Genomic DNA, 16,212 nt, shown 5'->3' with positions numbered 1-16,212 from the left:
AAACCCGTCCGGCGAACCGGCATCAGCCTCAGCGTCCTTAGGAAGCGCAGAAGAGGCGCCGCTCAGCGGCGGCGCCGTCTCGATGGCCGGTTTATAGGCCAGGCCCGGATTGGAAGTCAACACGCTCGATGAAGTTTTTTTGACGAAGCGCGTTTCTTTTTCCGGAGGCTGCCAAAACCCGCCTGGAGAGCCTGTTTCCTGAGGTTTTGGACGGGTTCGGCGCCGGGCTTGGCTTTGCCCGCCGCAGCTGACTTGCTCTGCCGCTGTCGGGGCGCGCAGATTTTGCCAGGCAAGGACCGGGGGATCGAGAAGCCTGGATGTCCCGCCTCGCTCGCCTTGCCCTTTCCGATCGATGAGCCAGCGCTTGGAAAGCCGGTATATCAGTACGTGCGGGCATGCGCGCGCAACCGTCGTGCGGGATGCCGCGAAGGCCGCACAGGCCGTTTCCCAAAACAGCCGCAATCTCTCCGCAGAGGAGATCGTCCACGACCGAGCGGATTGATTCCGGCTTCCGGCGCGGGCATGGTCCTGGCGCGCTTTCGTCAGGACGCGCTCAGGGCGCCTTCGCTGTGCGGAGTTGCCACCAAGGTCTCGAGACAGCCCGCAAGAAGCAGCCGCCACGATATGAACGCCCATCCCGAGTTCGCACAGCCGGTCGAGCCGCTTGCCCCCGAGGCGGCGGCCCTGCTGGTCGATCTCGGCATCGAGCCGCCGATCCAGCCCGGCGACTCGCGCCAGCAGCCGCTCGACCGTCGCGGCGTCTCGCTGCGCTGGCTTTTTGCCTGCGCCCTCGTCGGCTCCTGCGGCGCAGCCCTGCTCGGCGCTGCGATCCTCGTGGCGATGCGCGGCGACACCAGCTATCCCGAGCAGCCCGAGACGGTCGCCATCCGCGCATCCTCGGCCGCGGGCGATGGCGGCGGGGCCCGCAAGGCCGACAAGCTGGTCACCGACCAGCCGGTCATGTCGGCGCGCCATGCCATGCGGGCGCCGATGTCCCAGCGGACCGGCGACCGCGAGGTCATCCGCGTCCGGCCCTTCGTCCGCCTCGCTTCCAATCTGTCGCTCACGACCGGCGTCTACGCTTCCAATATCCCGCCCTTCAACCCGCTGCGCCTCTTCGCCGAGGGCGGGCAGCCCGAGGAGCGCTATGCCGAGCCGGCCCAGGACATGCCGGATGCCGACGTCACCATCGTCAAGCGCGACCTCGACGATCTGACCCTGCCCTCCGGCAAGCCACAGCTCAGCGATGCCGAAGTGATCTCCCAGATCGAGGAAGAGCGCGCCAACATGGCGAATTCCGGTCGCCAGCGTGCGCTGCCGATTCCGCCGCAATTGATGCTCAGCCGGACGCTGACCGGTGCGGCGGCGCCGGGCACCGACCTCCTAGCTTATGCTCCGGCGACCGATACCCGCTTCTCGGGGATCGAGGTCCGCGTCGTCCCGGAGAACCTGACCAACGCACCGAAGACGCCGATCCCGGCCTCGCGCGAGCCCCTCGTCGAGGACAAGCTGCTGATGGCCAAGCGCGGCGAGAATTTCGAACAGGTGATGCGCGGCGCCGGCGTCGCCCCCGAGCAGATCCGCGCGATGATCACCGCCTTCGGCGGCAAGGTCCGCACCTCGGCCCTGCCCGATGGCCAGGTCTTGCAGGTGCTCTACGCGCCGGGCCCTCGCCCCGGCGATTCCCGCCAGATCATGCGCATCTCGCTGCTCAGCAACGGCCAGCCCGACAGCACGATCGCGATGAACGACAAGGGCGCCTTCGTGCCGGTCGACCTGCCGCGCCAGGATGTGGTCGGTCCGCAGAAGCCGCAGCGGCGCAATACCGAGGACGGCGACGAGGACGAGGGTTCCGGCGGCGCTCGCCTCTATGAGAGCCTCTACGAGACCGGCGCGCGCCACGACCTGCCGCGGCCGCTGGTCGACGAGCTCGTCCGCATCTTCTCCTACGATCTCGATTTCCAGCAGCGCGTCCATGGCGGCGACAATCTGGAGGTGATCTTCACCGAGGAGGACGAAGGCGAGCGCGCCGAGATCCTGTCCGCGACCCTGACCGTCAATGGCGAGGCGCGCCGGGTCTTCCGCTACCAGGCGCCCGATGACGGGCTGATCGAGTATTTCGACGACGAGGGCAAATCGCTCAAGAAGTTCCTGCTGCGCAAGCCGGTCGCCGATGGCGAGCTGCGCTCCGGCTTCGGCATGCGCTACCACCCGATCATGCGCTATTCGAAGATGCATACCGGCATCGACTGGGCGAACCGGATCGGCACGCCGATTCTTGCCGCCGGCAACGGCACTGTGCTCAAGGCCGGCTGGTCCTCCGGCTACGGCAAGCATACCGAGATCCAGCACGCCAACGGCTATGTCACCACCTATTCGCATCAATCGAACTTCGCGGCCGGCATCGTGCCGGGCGCCAAGGTCCGCCAGGGCCAGGTGATCGGCTATATCGGCACCACCGGCCTCTCCACCGGTCCGCACCTGCATTACGAGGTCCTGGTCAACGGCAACTTCGTCAACCCGATGAAGATCCGCGTCCCGCGCGGACGCGAATTGCAAGGCCCGACCCTGGTCGAGTTCAAGCGCCAGCGCGATGAGATCCGCAGCCTGATCGAGAAAGCCGGCGGCACGCTCGCTCAATTGCGTTGAGCGCATGACGGCAGGGCATTCCGCCGCCCGCTGCGCTTCGGTAGCTTGACAGCGCGCGCGCAAGCGGACACCGCGGAAGCAGGCATTCCTCTATCGCGCGAGTTCCGAAGCCATGGTCGCTTCCCTCCTCGTCGTCCTGCCCGTCTTCGGGCTGATCGGCCTCGGCTATCTCGCGCGCTGGACGAAGCTCCTCCGCGAGACCACGGGCGAGGGCCTGTCGGATTTCGTCTTCGTCCTCGCCGTGCCCTGCCTGCTGTTCCGCACGCTCGCCAAGGCCGACATTCCCCTGACCCAGCCATGGGGCTACTGGGTCGCCTATTTCGCCGGCCTCGCCGTGGTCTGGGCGCTGGCCATGGTCATCGCCTCCCGGTTCTTTGCCCGCAAAGGGCCTGAGCTTGTCGTTTCCGGCTTTGCCGCCGCGCAGTCGAACACCGTCTTCGTCGGCGTGCCGATGATCCTGAAGGCCTATGGCGATGCTGGCGCCGTGCCGCTCGGCCTGCTGCTCGCCGTCCATCTGCCGGTCACGATGACGGCAGCGACCTTGCTGGCGGAGGGACGCTCGGCCTCGATCCCGCTACTGATCAAGCGCCTCTTCACCCATCCGATCATCATCGGCATCATCCTGGGCTCGGCGGTGCGCCCGATCGTCGCCTTCATTCCCACGCCGGTCTGGACGCTGGTCGACCTGCTCGCCGGCGCCGCCGTACCCTGCGCGCTCATCAGCCTGGGCATCGCCATGCGCCGCTACGGTCTCGAATCGGGGCTCGCCCTGCCGACAGTGCTGAGCGGGCTGAAGCTCGGCCTGCATCCGCTCCTGGTCTATTGGCTGGCGACATGGGTCTTCGAGATGCCGGTCCACTGGTCCGGGGTCGCCGTGCTGTTCGCCGCCTGCCCCTGCGGGATCAACGCCTATCTCTTCGCCGAGCGCTACCGGCAGGGCGTGGCCGATGCATCGAGCGCGATCACGCTCTCGACCCTGCTTTCGCTGTTCACCACCGCGGCCTGGCTGACTTTCCTCGGCGTCGGCTGAATTCTTCAGGCGAAGCCGAGCTGCCGGCGGATTTCCACCGCGGTGACGCCATCGTCTCGGAGCGCCGCGAGGCTTTGCGAATCCCGGCTCTTGGCGAGCTTCTGCCCGTCATCGTCGAGCAGCAGGCGATGGAAGTGATAGAGCGGAGTCGGCAGGCCAAGCAGGTGCTGCAGCAGGACGTGGACATCCGTCGCCGCTTCCAGATCGCGGCCACGCACGACATGGGTCACGCCCTGCAAGGCATCATCGACGGTGACGGCCAGATGATAGCTTGTCGGTACGTCCTTGCGGGCGAGCACCACGTCGCCCCAGCGTTCCGGCGCGATCTGGACAACGTGCCGGGCGTCATCCGCATCGAACACCGTATAGCCCAATGATCTCCCCGCCGCGGCGATCGCCGCCGCCATGTCGAGGCGCAACACATGCGGCTCCCCGGCCGCGATACGCCGCTCCGCCTCGCCCGGACCGAGCACCTTGCAGAGATCGGGGTAGAGCGGCGCGCCATCGGAATCGACCGGCCAGGGCCGTCCGGTGACCGCTTCCCGGGCCACGACCGCGTTGCGGATCTCCTGCCGGGAGCAGAAGCACGGGTAGATCAGTCCACGCTGGCGCAGACTGGCCAGCGCTCCGGCATAATCGTCGAAATGCGCGGATTGCCTGCGGAAGCCGGGCTCGAACCGGATGCCGAGCCATTCCAGGTCCGTCTCGATCCCCTCGACGAATTCCGGCCGGCACCGCGTCAGGTCGATATCCTCGATCCGCAACAGCAGGCGCCCGCAGAAGCGATGGGCCATCGCCTCGTTGGTCAGGGCCGACAGCGCATGGCCGAGATGGAGGCGCCCGTTCGGGCTCGGGGCGAAGCGGAAAACCGGCCGGCTGGAATCGGGTGGAGCGGACGCCATCTCTCCTGTCTAGGGATTGCGCGCACCTGCGCCAAGCCGCTCCCTGCTGACGAAACCCGTCGCCTCTGCCATCGATACCGGGACCATGATCGAGAGAATCACATCCAATGCCGATCTCGAGGAAGGGATGGCCGCGCTGGTCGCCCTCCACCCGGACTGGCAGCCGATCGTCGCGCGCACCGGCCTGCCGCCGCTGAGACTGCGCGAAGGCGGCTTTGCCGGCCTCGCCGCGATCATCGTCTCGCAGCAATTGTCGGTCGCCAGCGCACGGGCCGTCTGGAACCGCTTTGCCGCGGTCTTCGTGCCGCTGACGCCGGAGCGCGTGCTGGTCGCGACGGATGACGATATGCGCCTCTCCGGCCTGTCGCGGCCGAAGCAGCGGACCCTGCTCGCGCTGGCGAACGCCCTGGTCGAGCGCCGCTTCGCCTTCGAGGCGCTCGACCACGCCTCTCCGGAGGAGGTCCATGCGCAGATGACAGCGATCTCGGGCATCGGTCCCTGGACTGCCGATGTCTATCTGCTGTTCTGCCTCGGACATCGCGACGGCTTCGCCGCCGGCGATCTCGCCATCCAGGAAGCCGCCCGCCACGCCTTCGGTCTGAGCGCTCGCCCGAAACCGGCCGAGCTTCAGGCGATGGCGGAGGCCTGGCGCCCCTGGCGCGGCGTCGCGGCGCGGCTGCTCTGGGCGGATTATGCCCTGCTGAAGCGCCGCGAGGGCATCAACGCCTGAGCATCACGCCCTCGCGTGGAAACGCGGGTCATCCCGGACGGGGCGAAGCGGAGATCCGGGATCAACTCCGCGTGATCTTCAGCGCCGTCTGTGCGGCGGCGCGCAGCATCGACGAATCGCTCATCACCGTGACCATGCGCGCGCCCATGGCGAGCCCCTGCTTGGCGCGCTCCGCCGTCGCGCAATAGAAGGCGACCGGCTTGTTCACGGCGGAGGCGCGGGCGACGACATGCTTGAGCGCTTCATCGACCTCGCGCGCCGTGGCATCGACCTTCGCCCCGCCCGAGAGGGCGATCGACAGGTCCGACGGCCCGACGAACAGCGCGTCGATGCCGTCAAGCGCCAGGATGTCGTCGACGATCGCCATCGCCTCGCGGGTCTCGATCATCGCGAAGGTCAGCGAGAAGCGATTCGCTTCCTTCAGATAGCTGTTCTGGTCGAGGCCGGAGGCGCTCAGGCCCCCGTAGCTGCCCCAGCTCCGCTCGCCCATCGGCGGATACTTGGCATAGGCGGCGAAGCGGCGGGCATCCTCCATCGTGTTGATCATCGGCGCGATGACGCCGGAGACGCCGCTGTCGAACAGCTTCGAGACGTTCTGGAACTCGCCGACCGGGATGCGGGCCACCACCGGCTTGCCGGCAGCGTTGATCAGCGGAATCGCCCGGATGACCTCGGCCAGCGTGATCGGCCCGTGCTGCATGTCGAGCGTGATCGTATCGAAATCCTCCTGCGCGAGCGTCGCCGAGACGGAGGGGTCCGGCAGGCCGCACCAGGCCGAGACGATGCTGTCCCCTTTGGCGAAGCGATCGGCAAGGGAGGACAGGACGGTGGGCTTGGCCATGGTGCGTTCATCCGGTTCGAAGCCGCGCTTCGGACGTCGCGGCCATCGACGCAAGGTTGACCAGTGCGGAGCCGGAAAAGCAAACGGGCGCCCATGCGCCCGTTTCAGAGACGTCCTGCGTCAACCGGGATGCGCCCGGCAGGTGTAACTTACCGACCGGCCTGGATGTCGTCGGCCGCCTTGATCAAGAGCTCGGTCATCACGGTGCGGATCTCGGTATCCGCGACGGTGATCCCGGCGAGCGCGAAGTCGTTCTTGACCTTGCGCACCACGTCCTCGTCGCCGGCCTCCTCGAAATCGGCCACGACGACCGACTTGGCATAGGCTTCGGCATCCGCGCCGCTCTTGGCGAGCTTCTCGGCAGCCCAGAGCCCGAGCAGCTTGTTGCGCCGGGCGGTCGCCTTGAAGCGCAGCTCCTCGTCATGGGCGAACTTGTTCTCGTAGGCGTCCTTGCGCTGGTCGAAGGTCGTCATGCGGCGTCCATGTCCTCGTCTGGGGAAATACCGTTCAATCATATAGGTCGCCGGTCGAGCGAGGGCCAGCCTCGATCCGTGTCTTCAGCGGTCTTTAAGCGTCCGCAGGCACGCAAATGCCGGTTTGTTGCGTTTGCGGCGCGGAGGCTCCATATAGCAGGCGCGGGGCCACCTCCGGTGTTTCCGCACGCAACCGGCACCGTTGCCGCCGCTGGATTCGCACCCGACGAGTCCGACAGGCCGACGGCGCCGGCAAGAACAGAACAGGGGCCAGATCCCGCCGCGACCCCATCGCGTCCAGAGAAGGGCCGACCTTTGGATTTCCTCAAGCCACGGTACATACCCATGAATCGCCGCCGTCGCATTTACGAAGGCAAGGCGAAGGTCCTCTATGAAGGACCCGAGCCCGGTACGCTGATCCAGCATTTCAAGGATGACGCCACCGCCTTCAATGCCAAGAAGCATGAAGTGATCGACGGCAAGGGCGTGCTCAACAACCGCATCTCCGAGCACATCTTCTCGAATCTCAACGATATCGGCGTGCCCACGCATTTCATCCGCCGGCTGAACATGCGCGAGCAGCTCATCCGCGAGGTCGAGATCATCCCGCTCGAGGTCGTCGTGCGCAACATCGCCGCCGGTTCGCTGGCGACGCGCCTCGGGCTCGAGGAAGGCACGCAGCTGCCGCGCTCGATCATCGAGTTCTACTACAAGAACGACGCGCTCAGCGACCCGATGGTCTCGGAAGAGCACATCACCGCCTTCGGCTGGGCGACGCCGCAGGAGATCGACGACATCATGGCGCTCGCCATCCGCGTCAACGACTTCCTCTCCGGCCTGTTCTTGGGCGCCGGCATCCGCCTCGTCGACTTCAAGATGGAGACGGGCCGCCTCTGGGAAGGCGAGATGATGCGCATCGTCGTCGCCGACGAGATCAGCCCCGATTCCTGCCGGCTCTGGGACATCAAGTCCAAGGACAAGATGGACAAGGACCGCTTCCGCCGCGACATGGGCGGCCTGATCGAGGCCTATTCCGAGGTCGCCCGCCGCCTCGGCATTCTCGGCGAGAACGAGAACCCCGGTCCGGCCGGCCCGCGCCTGGTGCAGTGAGCGCCATCGCACAGCCACGATTGCGAATGAAACGGGAGCGCATGCGCTCCCGTTTTCATGTCGTGGCTCTTGCCTTCGCCGGCAGCCTCCTGCTTGGCGCCTGCTCGCATCATTTCGGGCCGGGCATCGCCGATTTGCCGGCCTCGCAGGGCTGGGAGCCCCTGCCGATCGGCTCCTGGGTGCTGAACGACGGGCTCGAAGCCCGCTCGATGGTGTTCTGCCCGCGCGAGAGCTGCACGCGGCAAGGCTTCGCCGCGGTGATCGCCATCGGAGGCGACCAGGCCCGCGACATGGAAAAGGCCCTCTCGGAAAGCCCGGCGAGCCTCGGGCAGGCCTTCGCCCGCTTGGCGGCAGCAAAGGCGGCCGAGCGCCGCAAGGCGCAGCGCAAGCAGAAGAAGAAGCCGGACGCGAAACCGGAAGCCCGCAGCGCGACCGATGTCGCCCGCATCGATTCGACCGAAGCCAAGGGCGTTCTCGTCACGATCCGCTCGCTCGACAGGACGGATCGCCAGGCGGTGACCGCGATCATCTATGGCCGCGAAAGCGACCGTCTCGTCCTGGCCCTTGCGGTGAGCGAGACGGCCGAGGCCGCTCGTCGCGATGCCCAGGCCGCTTGGCGCAGCCGCTGATTCACGTGAAACCGCGGGAAACGGTTGAGCCCGCCCCGATTCGCCTCTAAAGCACCCCGATAAAGCCCGCGCCCGGAGAACCCCATGAAAGCCCGCGTCACCGTCACCCTGAAGAACGGCGTGCTCGATCCGCAGGGCAAGGCGATCGAGGGCGCGCTCAAGTCGCTCGACATCGCCGGCGTCGAGTCGGTGCGCCAGGGCAAGGTCTTCGACATCGAGCTCTCGGGCTCGGACAAGGCCGCAGCAGAAGCCGCCCTCAAGGCCGCCTGCGAAAAACTCCTCGCCAACACCGTGATCGAGAACTACCGCGTCGAGATCGGAGCCTGAGCGATGAAAGCCGCCGTCATCACCTTCCCCGGCTCCAACCGTGACGGCGACGTCGCCAAAGCGCTGAAGCAGGCCGGCGCCGAGGTCAATCATGTCTGGCACGGCGATACCGAACTGCCCGATGGGACCGACCTCGTCGTGCTGCCGGGCGGCTTCTCCTATGGCGACTATCTGCGCACCGGCGCCATCGCCGGCCGCGCCCATATCATGGACGCGACCCGCGCCCATGCCGCCCGCGGCGGCTATGTGCTGGGGATCTGCAACGGCTTCCAGATCGCCTGCGAAGCGGGGCTCCTGCCCGGCATCCTCGTGCGCAACGCCCATCTGAAATTCGTCTGCAAGCGCCAGCACCTCAGGGTCGAGCGCAACGACACGCCCTATACCAGCGCCTATGCCAAGGGCCAGGCGATCGATGTCTGCATCGCCCATGGCGAAGGCAACTACATCGCCGATGCCGAGACGCTCGCGCGCCTCGAAGGCGAGGGCCTCGTCGCCTTCCGCTATGCGGATGAGCAGGGCAACGTGACCCCGGCAGCGAACCCGAACGGCTCGCTCAACAACATCGCCGGCATCTACTCGCCCGGCTTCAACGTGCTCGGCCTGATGCCGCACCCGGAAAACCTGATCGATTCGCTGGTCGGCGGCACGGATGGGCGCGGCCTGTTCCAGAGCCTCGTCGGCAGCCGCAAAGCGGCCTGAAGAAAGCGGCGTGCGGGAACACGCACGTCATTCTCAGGCGAAGCGAAGCGCAGACCCGAGAATCTCTGTCAGGATAAATCGCCCTTTTCGGCATGAGATGCCCGGGCCAAGCCCGAGCTTGACGCACTGATCAGCGCGCCTTCAGCGCCCGCTGCAACAGCCGGCTCGCCGCCGCCTGGTCGAGCGGGCCGACATGCTTTTCCAGGATATGGCCGTCCGGCCCGATGACGAAGGTCTCGGGCACGCCGTAGACGCCCCATTCGATCGCGCCGCGCCCGGCCCGGTCTGCGCCGACCGCCGAGAACGGATTGCCGAGCGCGCCGAGGAAACGGCGCGCATTCTCGGCTTCGTCCTTGTAGTTCATTCCGACCAGCGCGACCTTGCCCTGCTTCACCGCATCGGTTTCGGCGAGGCCCATCAATACGGGATGCTCGACCCGGCAGGGCGCGCACCAGCTCGCCCAGACATTGACCAGCGTCGCCTTTCCCTCTGCGAGATCGGCATTGCCGAAGGCTGGCACGGGCTTGCCGTCCCGTTGGAGCCCCTCCAACGGCGCGAGCGCGATCGTCGGTGCGATGCGTCCGATCAGGGCGGAGGGCACCTTGCTCTTGTCGCCGGTGAACAGCCCGATGCCGAAGACGACGGCCAGAAGCCCGAAAATGATCAGCGGCGCGAGGAAGACCAGCGGCGAACGCCGCGGCGGCGCAGTTTCGATCTGGCTCATACCGCCTCCCGGCCCGAACGGCGGCCGGCGCCGCGACGCTCCAGCGCATCGAGCGCCCGCTTCTGGGCGGCGTGGTCGCGCAGGATCGCCAGCGTCAGCCCGGCGAGAACGAGCGCGGCCGCGCCATAGGACGCCAGGATGAAGCCGGCATGCGGCCCAATTCCGTCGAGAAAACCGCTCATGCCGGCACTCCCTGCGCCGCCAGCCGGTCGAGCCGCTCGGCCTCAAGGATCGTCAGCGTCCGCACGCGCCGGCGCATGATTTCGGCGCGCATCGCGACCATGTGCAGCGACAGCGCCATCAGCGTGAAGCCGACCGCCAGGATCAGGAGCGGCCAGAGCATCGCGGGATGGATCGTCGGCCCGCCCATGCGCAGCACCGAGGCCGGCTGGTGCAGCGTGTTCCACCAGTCGACGGAGAACTTGATGATCGGCACGTTGACGAAGCCGATCAGCGTCAGGATGGCGACAGCCCGCGCCGCCCGCGAAGGCTCGTCCAGCACCCGCCAGAGCGCGATCAGGCCGAGATAGATCAGCAACAGCACGAGCATCGATGTCAGCCGCGCATCCCAGACCCAGTAGGTGCCCCACATCGGCTTGCCCCAGAGCGCGCCGGTAACCAAGCAGACCAGCGCGAAGCAGGCCCCGATCGGCGCCGCCGCCTTCTGCGCGACATCGGCGAGGGGATGGCGCCAGACCAGCGTGCCGAGCGCCGAGAGCGCCATCATCGAATAGAACATCATCGCGAGCCAGGCGGCCGGCACATGGATGAACATGATGCGAATGGTCTCGCCCTGCTGGTAATCGGCAGGCGCCTTGAACCAAGCGAGATACAGGCCCGCGACGATCAGCAGCGTTGCGATGGCGGCAAGCCACGGCAGCACCACGGCCGAGAAACGCATGAAGCGCGTCGGATTGGCGAGGTCGATCAGGCTGGCCATGATGCCGGCGATGTCAATTGCGGGGGCTTGAGCGCCATGAGCGCAGCTTTAGCAATCTCGACGGGTTCCAAGCAATGCATGCTTGAGGGATGCGACAATCACGCTTCGGCTAGGCATCCTCGTCTGCCGAGGCATCCGCGCCGCCCTTGTCGACGATACCGAACTGCTTGGACCGGATGCCTTCGCCGGCCAGATCGAACCCCTCGGCCGCCAGACCCCGCCGCAGAAGCTCGCGCACGGCCGCCGCCCGACTCGGCATGCGCTTGTCGAATCGCCAGTTTTCCAGGGCCCGCAACTCGTCCTGGTTGAGCATGATCTGGAGGCGTTCGCCCCGTTCTTCGGATGGCATTTTGTTGCAACCACATCAAAATGAGTAAGTGACGATAACAGCGCCTGGGACTGGGATGCAAGAGCCTGCGCCGGTGCCGTCATCAGCGGCAGTTCCTGCAATTTATTATCTTGCTAAACTATTGAATTAATTCGCTTATTTATCGAATCCGCATTGCTTTCGGCAGCACGCCGCGCTAGCTTGCCTGCAGGAGGATCGACCATGTTGATCAAGCTGTCGGAGGACATGCAGCGCGCCGTCGAGACGAAGGTGCGCAGCAAAATCGACGAGGTGCTCGTCCTTGACGTCAACGCCACCGCCGAGGAAATCCGCCGCGCGTTTGTCGAGCGGAACGTCGCACTTGAGGATATCGCGGTATCCGTCGCCAAATTCGCGACCCAATGCGGCTACCCGATCGAGTTTGCGCCGCAGGCACCCCAGCGCGACTGAGCCGCCTATTCGGCCGATCTTAGAGCTGCCGCCGCAGCCACCGTGCCCACCACGATCGCCCCCAGCGAGATCGCGCACAGGATCAGGAACGGCGTCAGGAAGGGCACGGTGCCCCCCACAGCCGCATTGGCGGCGGAGACGCCGAAGATCAGGACCGGCACCGTCAAGGGCGCGACCAGCACAGGCACGATCAGCCCGCCTCGCCTGAGGCTCGCGGCAAGTGCCGCTCCGCCCGCCCCGATGAAACTCAAGGCCGGCGTGCCGACCAGCAGTGTTGCGACGAGCGGCAACACACCCTCGCCCGGCAACGCCACCAACAGACCGAGCAATGGTGAGACCAGCGCCAGAGGCAGGCCCGTCGTCAGCCAATGCGCCAGCCCCTTGGCCAGCACGGCGAGTTCGAGCGGCAGGGCGGAAGCCCGGATCAGGTCGAGCGAACCGTCCTCCTCGTCGCTCTGGAACAGCCGATCGAGCCCGATGAGGACAGACAAAAGCGCCCCCAGCCAAAGGATCGCCGGGCCGATGCGCGAGAGCAGGTTGAGATCGGGCCCGAGCGCGAACGGCACAAGCACGACCATTGTCAGGAAGAAGACGAGCGCCAGCTCGCCACCACCGCCGGCCCGGCTCGCAACGGCAAGATCGCGCTTCAGGATCGCCAGGAAAGCGCGCCTCATGGCCCGATCCTGACTTCGCGCGCACCCTCGATCCCGAGCGGACCATGGGTGGCCGCCAGGATCGCACCGCCCTCGGCGAGATGATCGCGCATCAGCCCGGCGACCATCGCCTGCGAAGCCGTGTCGAGCGCCGAAAGCGGCTCGTCGAGCAACCAATAGGGCCGGCGCGACACCAGAAGCCGCGCCAGCGCGACGCGCCGCCGCTGCCCGGCCGAGAGATAGCCGGCCGGCAATTCCGCCGCATGGCCCAGCCCAACCACCGCCAAGGCTTCGTCCGGCGTCGCCGCGGCGTCACCGAGCACATCCTGTGCGAAGGCGAGATTCTCGCGCGCCGTCAGCGCCGTCTTGAGCCCGTCGCGATGGCCGACGAGATGCGAAAGCTCGGCGAGATCGGCCTCATCCTCCGAGCCGGTCAATCGGATACGGCCGCCATCAGGCCTCAGCCGCCCGCAAAGCATGGCGATCAGGCTCGACTTGCCGGCGCCGTTGCGGCCGGTCAGCGCGATCGCCTCGCCGGGGCGAAGCACAAAGCTCAAGCCTTCGAAGATCAATCGGCCGCCGCGGCGGCAGGCGAGATCTTCGGCGTGAAGGCTGGTCGGTGGGAAGGAGGCGGGTTTCAAGCCAGCGCTGCCGCAGATGCGTTCGAGCTCATTTCGTTCATCTAGCGCGCTTCTTGGAATTGCTCTATAGAACCCGCGGCTACGCCGCACGCCGATCCGGCGCGGGGCTCGGGCACTCCCGAGGCGGCGCGCGCGTCATGCGCATTAGGCCTTCGAACGGCATCGTCCGCAAGGGCAGTATCCCTTGAAGACATGTCGGTCGCGACCGCAACCCCTTGATCAGGATCAAGCCCGAATGGCCTCGCTCGACTCATTCAAAGCCCGCAAGACGCTCACCGCCGGCGGCAAGACCTACACCTATTACTCCCTGCCCGATGCCGAGAAGAACGGCCTCGCCGGCATCTCGAAGCTGCCCTTCTCGATGAAGGTGCTGCTCGAGAACCTGCTGCGCTTCGAGGACGGCCGCTCGGTCACCAAGGCCGATATCGAAGGCTTCGTCGCCTGGCTCGACGACAAGGGCACCGCCGGCAAGGAAATCGGCTTTCGCCCGGCCCGCGTGCTGATGCAGGACTTCACCGGCGTTCCCGCCGTGGTCGACCTCGCCGCGATGCGCGACGGCGTCAAGGCGCTCGGCGGCGACGCCCAGAAGATCAACCCGCTCGTTCCCGTCGATCTCGTCATCGACCACTCGGTCATCGTCGACGAGTTCGGCACGCCGAAGGCCCTCGCGCAGAACGTCGAGCTCGAATACGAGCGCAACGCCGAGCGCTACAAGTTTCTCAAGTGGGGCCAGGGCGCCTTCGACAATTTCCGCGTCGTCCCGCCCGGCACCGGCATCTGCCACCAGGTCAATCTCGAATACCTCGCCCAGACCGTCTGGACGAGGGCTGAGACGATCGACGGCGCCGAGGTCGAGGTCGCCTATCCCGACACGGTCGTCGGCACCGACTCGCACACCACCATGGTCAACGGCCTGGCTGTCCTCGGCTGGGGCGTCGGCGGCATCGAGGCCGAGGCCGCCATGCTCGGCCAGCCGCAGTCGATGCTGCTGCCGGAAGTCATCGGCTTCAAGCTGACCGGCTCGCTCAAGGAAGGCATCACCGCGACCGACCTCGTGCTCACCGTCACGCAGATGCTGCGCAAGAAGGGCGTCGTCGGCAAGTTCGTCGAGTTCTTCGGCCCCGGCCTCTACAACCTGACGCTGGCCGACCGCGCCACCATCGCCAACATGGGCCCGGAATACGGCGCGACCTGCGGCTTCTTCCCGGTCGATGCCGAGACGCTGGATTATCTCACCACCACCGGCCGCAAGTCCGACCGCATCGCCCTGGTCGAGGCCTACAGCAAGGCGCAAGGCCTCTTTGCGACCCGCGAGACGCCGGATCCGGTCTTCACCGACACGTTGGAGCTTGATCTCTCCTCGGTCCAGCCCTCGATGGCCGGCCCGAAGCGTCCGGAAGGCCGCGTCGATCTCTCCGGCGTCAAGGCCGGCTTCGCTGCCGCGATGGACACCGAGTACAAGAAGGGCGCCGAGCTTTCGCGCCGCGTCGAGGTCGAGGGCGAGGATTTCGATCTCGGCCATGGTGACGTCGTCATCGCGGCGATCACCTCCTGCACCAACACCTCGAACCCCTCGGTGCTGATGGCGGCGGGCCTGCTCGCCCGCAACGCGGTCGCCAAGGGCCTCAAGGTCAAGCCCTGGGTGAAGACCTCGCTGGCGCCCGGTTCGCAGGTCGTCGCCGAATATCTCGCCAAGTCGGGCCTGCAGAGCGATCTCGACAAGCTCGGCTTCAACCTGGTCGGCTTCGGCTGCACCACCTGCATCGGCAATTCCGGCCCGCTGCCGGCACCGATCTCGAAGACGATCAACGAGAAGGGCCTGATCGCGGGCGCCGTCATTTCCGGCAACCGCAACTTCGAAGGCCGCGTCTCGCCGGACGTGCAGGCGAACTACCTGGCCTCGCCGCCGCTGGTCGTCGCCTATGCGCTCGCCGGCTCGGTCCAGATGGACCTGACGACGCAGCCGATCGGCACGGGCTCGGACGGCAAGGACGTCTACCTGAAGGACATCTGGCCCTCCAACAAGGAGATCCAGAGCTTCATCCAGCAGAACGTCACCCGCGCCATCTTCGAGGCCAAGTATGCCGACGTCTTCAAGGGCGATCAGCACTGGCAGGCGGTGAATGCACCGACCTCGGAGACCTATGCCTGGGACGACGATTCGACCTATGTGCAGAACCCGCCCTATTTCCAGGGGATGCACCGGAAGCCGGACGCGATCACCGACATCAAGGGCGCGCGCATCCTCGGCCTCTTCGGCGACAAGATCACCACCGACCACATCTCGCCGGCCGGTTCGATCAAGGCGGCCTCGCCGGCCGGCGCCTATCTCACCGAGCATGGCGTTGCGGTCGCCGACTTCAACCAGTACGGCACGCGCCGCGGCAACCATGAGGTGATGATGCGGGGCACCTTCGCCAATATCCGCATCCGCAACCACATGCTCGGCCCGAACGGCCGCGAGGGCGGCTACACCATCCATTATCCGACCAAGGAAGAGCTGCCGATCTACGACGCGGCGATGAAGTACCAGGCGGAGAAGGTGCCGCTGGTGATCTTCGCCGGCGTCGAATACGGCAACGGCTCCTCGCGCGACTGGGCGGCCAAGGGCACCAACCTGCTCGGCGTCAAGGCCGTGATCGCCCAGAGCTTCGAGCGCATCCACCGCTCGAACCTGGTCGGCATGGGCGTCGTTCCCTTCACCCTGCAGGAGGGCACGAGCTGGGCCTCGCTCGACCTGAAGGGCGACGAGATGGTCACCATCCACGGCCTCGCCAACGTCAAGCCGCGCCAGATGATGGAAGCCGAGATCACCTATGCCGACGGCTCGGTGAAGAAGGTGCCGATCCTCTGCCGCATCGATACGCTGGACGAGATCGACTACTACAAGAATGCCGGCATCCTGCATTACGTGCTGCGCGGCCTCGCCGCGTAAGTCGGAAACGCAGCAACGAGACAGGTCATGGCCGGCGCAAGCCGGCCATGATGCATGGGGGACGCCTCCTGGTTGTCCTCGCGCCCGCCGCAGTGTAAGGGGGCGGTTCAGTCATCCTCGGTGGCGACTTGGGGCAGGCGCAGGGCGATAT

At 66.6% G+C, this 16,212-nt stretch carries 19 protein-coding genes; 9 read left to right on the top strand and 10 right to left on the bottom strand.

Features of this window, described 5'->3' with window-relative positions; all coding sequences use genetic code 11:
* Window positions 1-462: hypothetical protein (locus ASE61_RS26980; protein WP_210171884.1), on the bottom strand; the 462-nt coding region annotated here is incomplete at its 3' end.
* 162 nt (window positions 463-624) lie between these two features.
* On the opposite strand from ASE61_RS26980, the gene ASE61_RS08895 reads away from it, so the two are divergent.
* Both ASE61_RS08895 and ASE61_RS08890 read left to right on the top strand, forming a co-directional pair.
* Window positions 625-2,649 carry a M23 family metallopeptidase gene (locus ASE61_RS08895; RefSeq protein WP_082617318.1) on the top strand — a complete coding sequence of 675 codons (2,025 nt, stop codon included), beginning with the start codon at window positions 625-627 and terminating at the stop codon, window positions 2,647-2,649.
* A gap of 112 nt (window positions 2,650-2,761) precedes the next feature.
* The gene (locus ASE61_RS08890) at window positions 2,762-3,679 is read left to right on the top strand and encodes an AEC family transporter (RefSeq protein WP_061966539.1); all 918 of its coding nucleotides are present in this window, start codon (window positions 2,762-2,764) and stop codon (window positions 3,677-3,679) included.
* A gap of 5 nt (window positions 3,680-3,684) precedes the next feature.
* Here the strand turns inward: ASE61_RS08890 and gluQRS are convergent, their stop codons facing one another.
* Entirely contained in the window at window positions 3,685-4,581 is an 897-nt protein-coding gene (gene gluQRS, locus ASE61_RS08885; RefSeq protein ID WP_061966538.1) for a tRNA glutamyl-Q(34) synthetase GluQRS, read from the bottom strand.
* Between the two features lie 85 nt (window positions 4,582-4,666).
* Between gluQRS and ASE61_RS08880 the strand changes: the two genes are divergently transcribed.
* On the top strand, window positions 4,667-5,311 hold the full coding sequence (locus ASE61_RS08880) for a DNA-3-methyladenine glycosylase family protein (RefSeq protein WP_061966537.1): 645 nt from the start codon (window positions 4,667-4,669) through the stop codon (window positions 5,309-5,311).
* Between the two features lie 61 nt (window positions 5,312-5,372).
* Here ASE61_RS08880 and ASE61_RS08875 read toward each other — a convergent pair whose 3' ends face one another.
* Both ASE61_RS08875 and ASE61_RS08870 read right to left on the bottom strand, forming a co-directional pair.
* Window positions 5,373-6,152: an HpcH/HpaI aldolase family protein gene (locus ASE61_RS08875; protein ID WP_061966536.1), complete on the bottom strand. Its 780-nt coding sequence runs from the start codon at window positions 6,150-6,152 to the stop codon at window positions 5,373-5,375.
* A 149-nt stretch (window positions 6,153-6,301) separates the two neighbouring features.
* Complete coding sequence (locus ASE61_RS08870) at window positions 6,302-6,625, bottom strand: DUF1476 domain-containing protein (RefSeq protein WP_061966535.1); 324 nt, start codon at window positions 6,623-6,625, stop codon at window positions 6,302-6,304.
* 315 nt (window positions 6,626-6,940) lie between these two features.
* Here ASE61_RS08870 and purC point away from each other — a divergent pair, with 315 nt between their 5' ends.
* From purC to purQ, 4 genes are all read left to right on the top strand, one after another.
* Complete coding sequence (gene purC, locus ASE61_RS08865; protein ID WP_061966534.1) at window positions 6,941-7,735, top strand: phosphoribosylaminoimidazolesuccinocarboxamide synthase; 795 nt, start codon at window positions 6,941-6,943, stop codon at window positions 7,733-7,735.
* 41 nt (window positions 7,736-7,776) lie between these two features.
* The gene (locus tag ASE61_RS08860) at window positions 7,777-8,364 is read left to right on the top strand and encodes a hypothetical protein (protein WP_061966533.1); all 588 of its coding nucleotides are present in this window, start codon (window positions 7,777-7,779) and stop codon (window positions 8,362-8,364) included.
* An 84-nt stretch (window positions 8,365-8,448) separates the two neighbouring features.
* The gene (gene purS / locus ASE61_RS08855) at window positions 8,449-8,691 is read left to right on the top strand and encodes a phosphoribosylformylglycinamidine synthase subunit PurS (protein WP_061966532.1); all 243 of its coding nucleotides are present in this window, start codon (window positions 8,449-8,451) and stop codon (window positions 8,689-8,691) included.
* Window positions 8,692-8,694: 3 nt separating this feature from the next.
* On the top strand, window positions 8,695-9,390 hold the full coding sequence (purQ, locus tag ASE61_RS08850) for a phosphoribosylformylglycinamidine synthase subunit PurQ (RefSeq protein ID WP_061966531.1): 696 nt from the start codon (window positions 8,695-8,697) through the stop codon (window positions 9,388-9,390).
* A gap of 130 nt (window positions 9,391-9,520) precedes the next feature.
* Here purQ and ASE61_RS08845 read toward each other — a convergent pair whose 3' ends face one another.
* The 4 genes from ASE61_RS08845 to ASE61_RS08830 form a co-directional block, all read right to left on the bottom strand.
* The gene (locus ASE61_RS08845; protein ID WP_061966530.1) at window positions 9,521-10,114 is read right to left on the bottom strand and encodes a DsbE family thiol:disulfide interchange protein; all 594 of its coding nucleotides are present in this window, start codon (window positions 10,112-10,114) and stop codon (window positions 9,521-9,523) included.
* On the bottom strand, window positions 10,111-10,296 hold the full coding sequence (gene ccmD, locus ASE61_RS08840) for a heme exporter protein CcmD (protein WP_061966529.1): 186 nt from the start codon (window positions 10,294-10,296) through the stop codon (window positions 10,111-10,113). The genes ASE61_RS08845 and ccmD overlap by 4 nt, the downstream gene beginning before the upstream one ends.
* Window positions 10,293-11,054: a heme ABC transporter permease gene (locus tag ASE61_RS08835; protein WP_061966528.1), complete on the bottom strand. Its 762-nt coding sequence runs from the start codon at window positions 11,052-11,054 to the stop codon at window positions 10,293-10,295. The genes ccmD and ASE61_RS08835 overlap by 4 nt, the downstream gene beginning before the upstream one ends.
* Window positions 11,055-11,163: 109 nt before the next feature.
* Entirely contained in the window at window positions 11,164-11,403 is a 240-nt protein-coding gene (locus ASE61_RS08830) for a hypothetical protein (protein ID WP_061966527.1), read from the bottom strand.
* 201 nt (window positions 11,404-11,604) lie between these two features.
* Between ASE61_RS08830 and ASE61_RS08825 the strand changes: the two genes are divergently transcribed.
* Window positions 11,605-11,832 carry a hypothetical protein gene (locus ASE61_RS08825; protein ID WP_061966526.1) on the top strand — a complete coding sequence of 76 codons (228 nt, stop codon included), beginning with the start codon at window positions 11,605-11,607 and terminating at the stop codon, window positions 11,830-11,832.
* Window positions 11,833-11,837: 5 nt separating this feature from the next.
* Here ASE61_RS08825 and ccmB read toward each other — a convergent pair whose 3' ends face one another.
* Window positions 11,838-12,506 carry a heme exporter protein CcmB gene (gene ccmB / locus ASE61_RS08820; protein ID WP_061966525.1) on the bottom strand — a complete coding sequence of 223 codons (669 nt, stop codon included), beginning with the start codon at window positions 12,504-12,506 and terminating at the stop codon, window positions 11,838-11,840.
* Complete coding sequence (gene ccmA, locus ASE61_RS08815; RefSeq protein ID WP_061966524.1) at window positions 12,503-13,126, bottom strand: heme ABC exporter ATP-binding protein CcmA; 624 nt, start codon at window positions 13,124-13,126, stop codon at window positions 12,503-12,505. The genes ccmB and ccmA overlap by 4 nt, the downstream gene beginning before the upstream one ends.
* 235 nt (window positions 13,127-13,361) lie before the next feature.
* Here ccmA and acnA point away from each other — a divergent pair, with 235 nt between their 5' ends.
* The gene (acnA, locus tag ASE61_RS08810; RefSeq protein WP_061966523.1) at window positions 13,362-16,061 is read left to right on the top strand and encodes an aconitate hydratase AcnA; all 2,700 of its coding nucleotides are present in this window, start codon (window positions 13,362-13,364) and stop codon (window positions 16,059-16,061) included.
* The last annotated feature ends 151 nt before the right edge of the window (window positions 16,062-16,212 follow it).

The organism is Allobosea sp. Root670 (assembly GCF_001429415.1).
Taxonomy (GTDB): domain Bacteria; phylum Pseudomonadota; class Alphaproteobacteria; order Rhizobiales; family Beijerinckiaceae; genus Allobosea; species Allobosea robiniae.
The sequence above is the reverse complement of the archived record's forward strand: the minus strand, read 5'-3'. Positions and strand labels throughout refer to the sequence as shown.

Bases quoted from the DNA above. Each gene is read 5' to 3' on its own strand.
- ASE61_RS08825 (WP_061966526.1), top strand. From the start codon at position 11,605: ATGTTGATCAAGCTGTCGGAGGACATGCAGCGCGCCGTCGAGACGAAG.
- ASE61_RS08895 (WP_082617318.1), top strand. From the start codon at position 625: ATGAACGCCCATCCCGAGTTCGCACAGCCGGTCGAGCCGCTTGCCCCC.
- acnA (WP_061966523.1), top strand. From the start codon at position 13,362: ATGGCCTCGCTCGACTCATTCAAAGCCCGCAAGACGCTCACCGCCGGC.
- ASE61_RS08830 (WP_061966527.1), bottom strand. From the start codon at position 11,403: ATGCCATCCGAAGAACGGGGCGAACGCCTCCAGATCATGCTCAACCAG.
- ASE61_RS08870 (WP_061966535.1), bottom strand. From the start codon at position 6,625: ATGACGACCTTCGACCAGCGCAAGGACGCCTACGAGAACAAGTTCGCC.
- ASE61_RS08890 (WP_061966539.1), top strand. From the start codon at position 2,762: ATGGTCGCTTCCCTCCTCGTCGTCCTGCCCGTCTTCGGGCTGATCGGC.
- ASE61_RS08835 (WP_061966528.1), bottom strand. From the start codon at position 11,054: ATGGCCAGCCTGATCGACCTCGCCAATCCGACGCGCTTCATGCGTTTC.
- ASE61_RS08880 (WP_061966537.1), top strand. From the start codon at position 4,667: ATGATCGAGAGAATCACATCCAATGCCGATCTCGAGGAAGGGATGGCC.
- ccmD (WP_061966529.1), bottom strand. From the start codon at position 10,296: ATGAGCGGTTTTCTCGACGGAATTGGGCCGCATGCCGGCTTCATCCTG.
- ccmB (WP_061966525.1), bottom strand. From the start codon at position 12,506: ATGAGGCGCGCTTTCCTGGCGATCCTGAAGCGCGATCTTGCCGTTGCG.
- gluQRS (WP_061966538.1), bottom strand. From the start codon at position 4,581: ATGGCGTCCGCTCCACCCGATTCCAGCCGGCCGGTTTTCCGCTTCGCC.
- ASE61_RS08845 (WP_061966530.1), bottom strand. From the start codon at position 10,114: ATGAGCCAGATCGAAACTGCGCCGCCGCGGCGTTCGCCGCTGGTCTTC.
- purQ (WP_061966531.1), top strand. From the start codon at position 8,695: ATGAAAGCCGCCGTCATCACCTTCCCCGGCTCCAACCGTGACGGCGAC.
- ASE61_RS08860 (WP_061966533.1), top strand. From the start codon at position 7,777: ATGCGCTCCCGTTTTCATGTCGTGGCTCTTGCCTTCGCCGGCAGCCTC.
- purS (WP_061966532.1), top strand. From the start codon at position 8,449: ATGAAAGCCCGCGTCACCGTCACCCTGAAGAACGGCGTGCTCGATCCG.
- ASE61_RS08875 (WP_061966536.1), bottom strand. From the start codon at position 6,152: ATGGCCAAGCCCACCGTCCTGTCCTCCCTTGCCGATCGCTTCGCCAAA.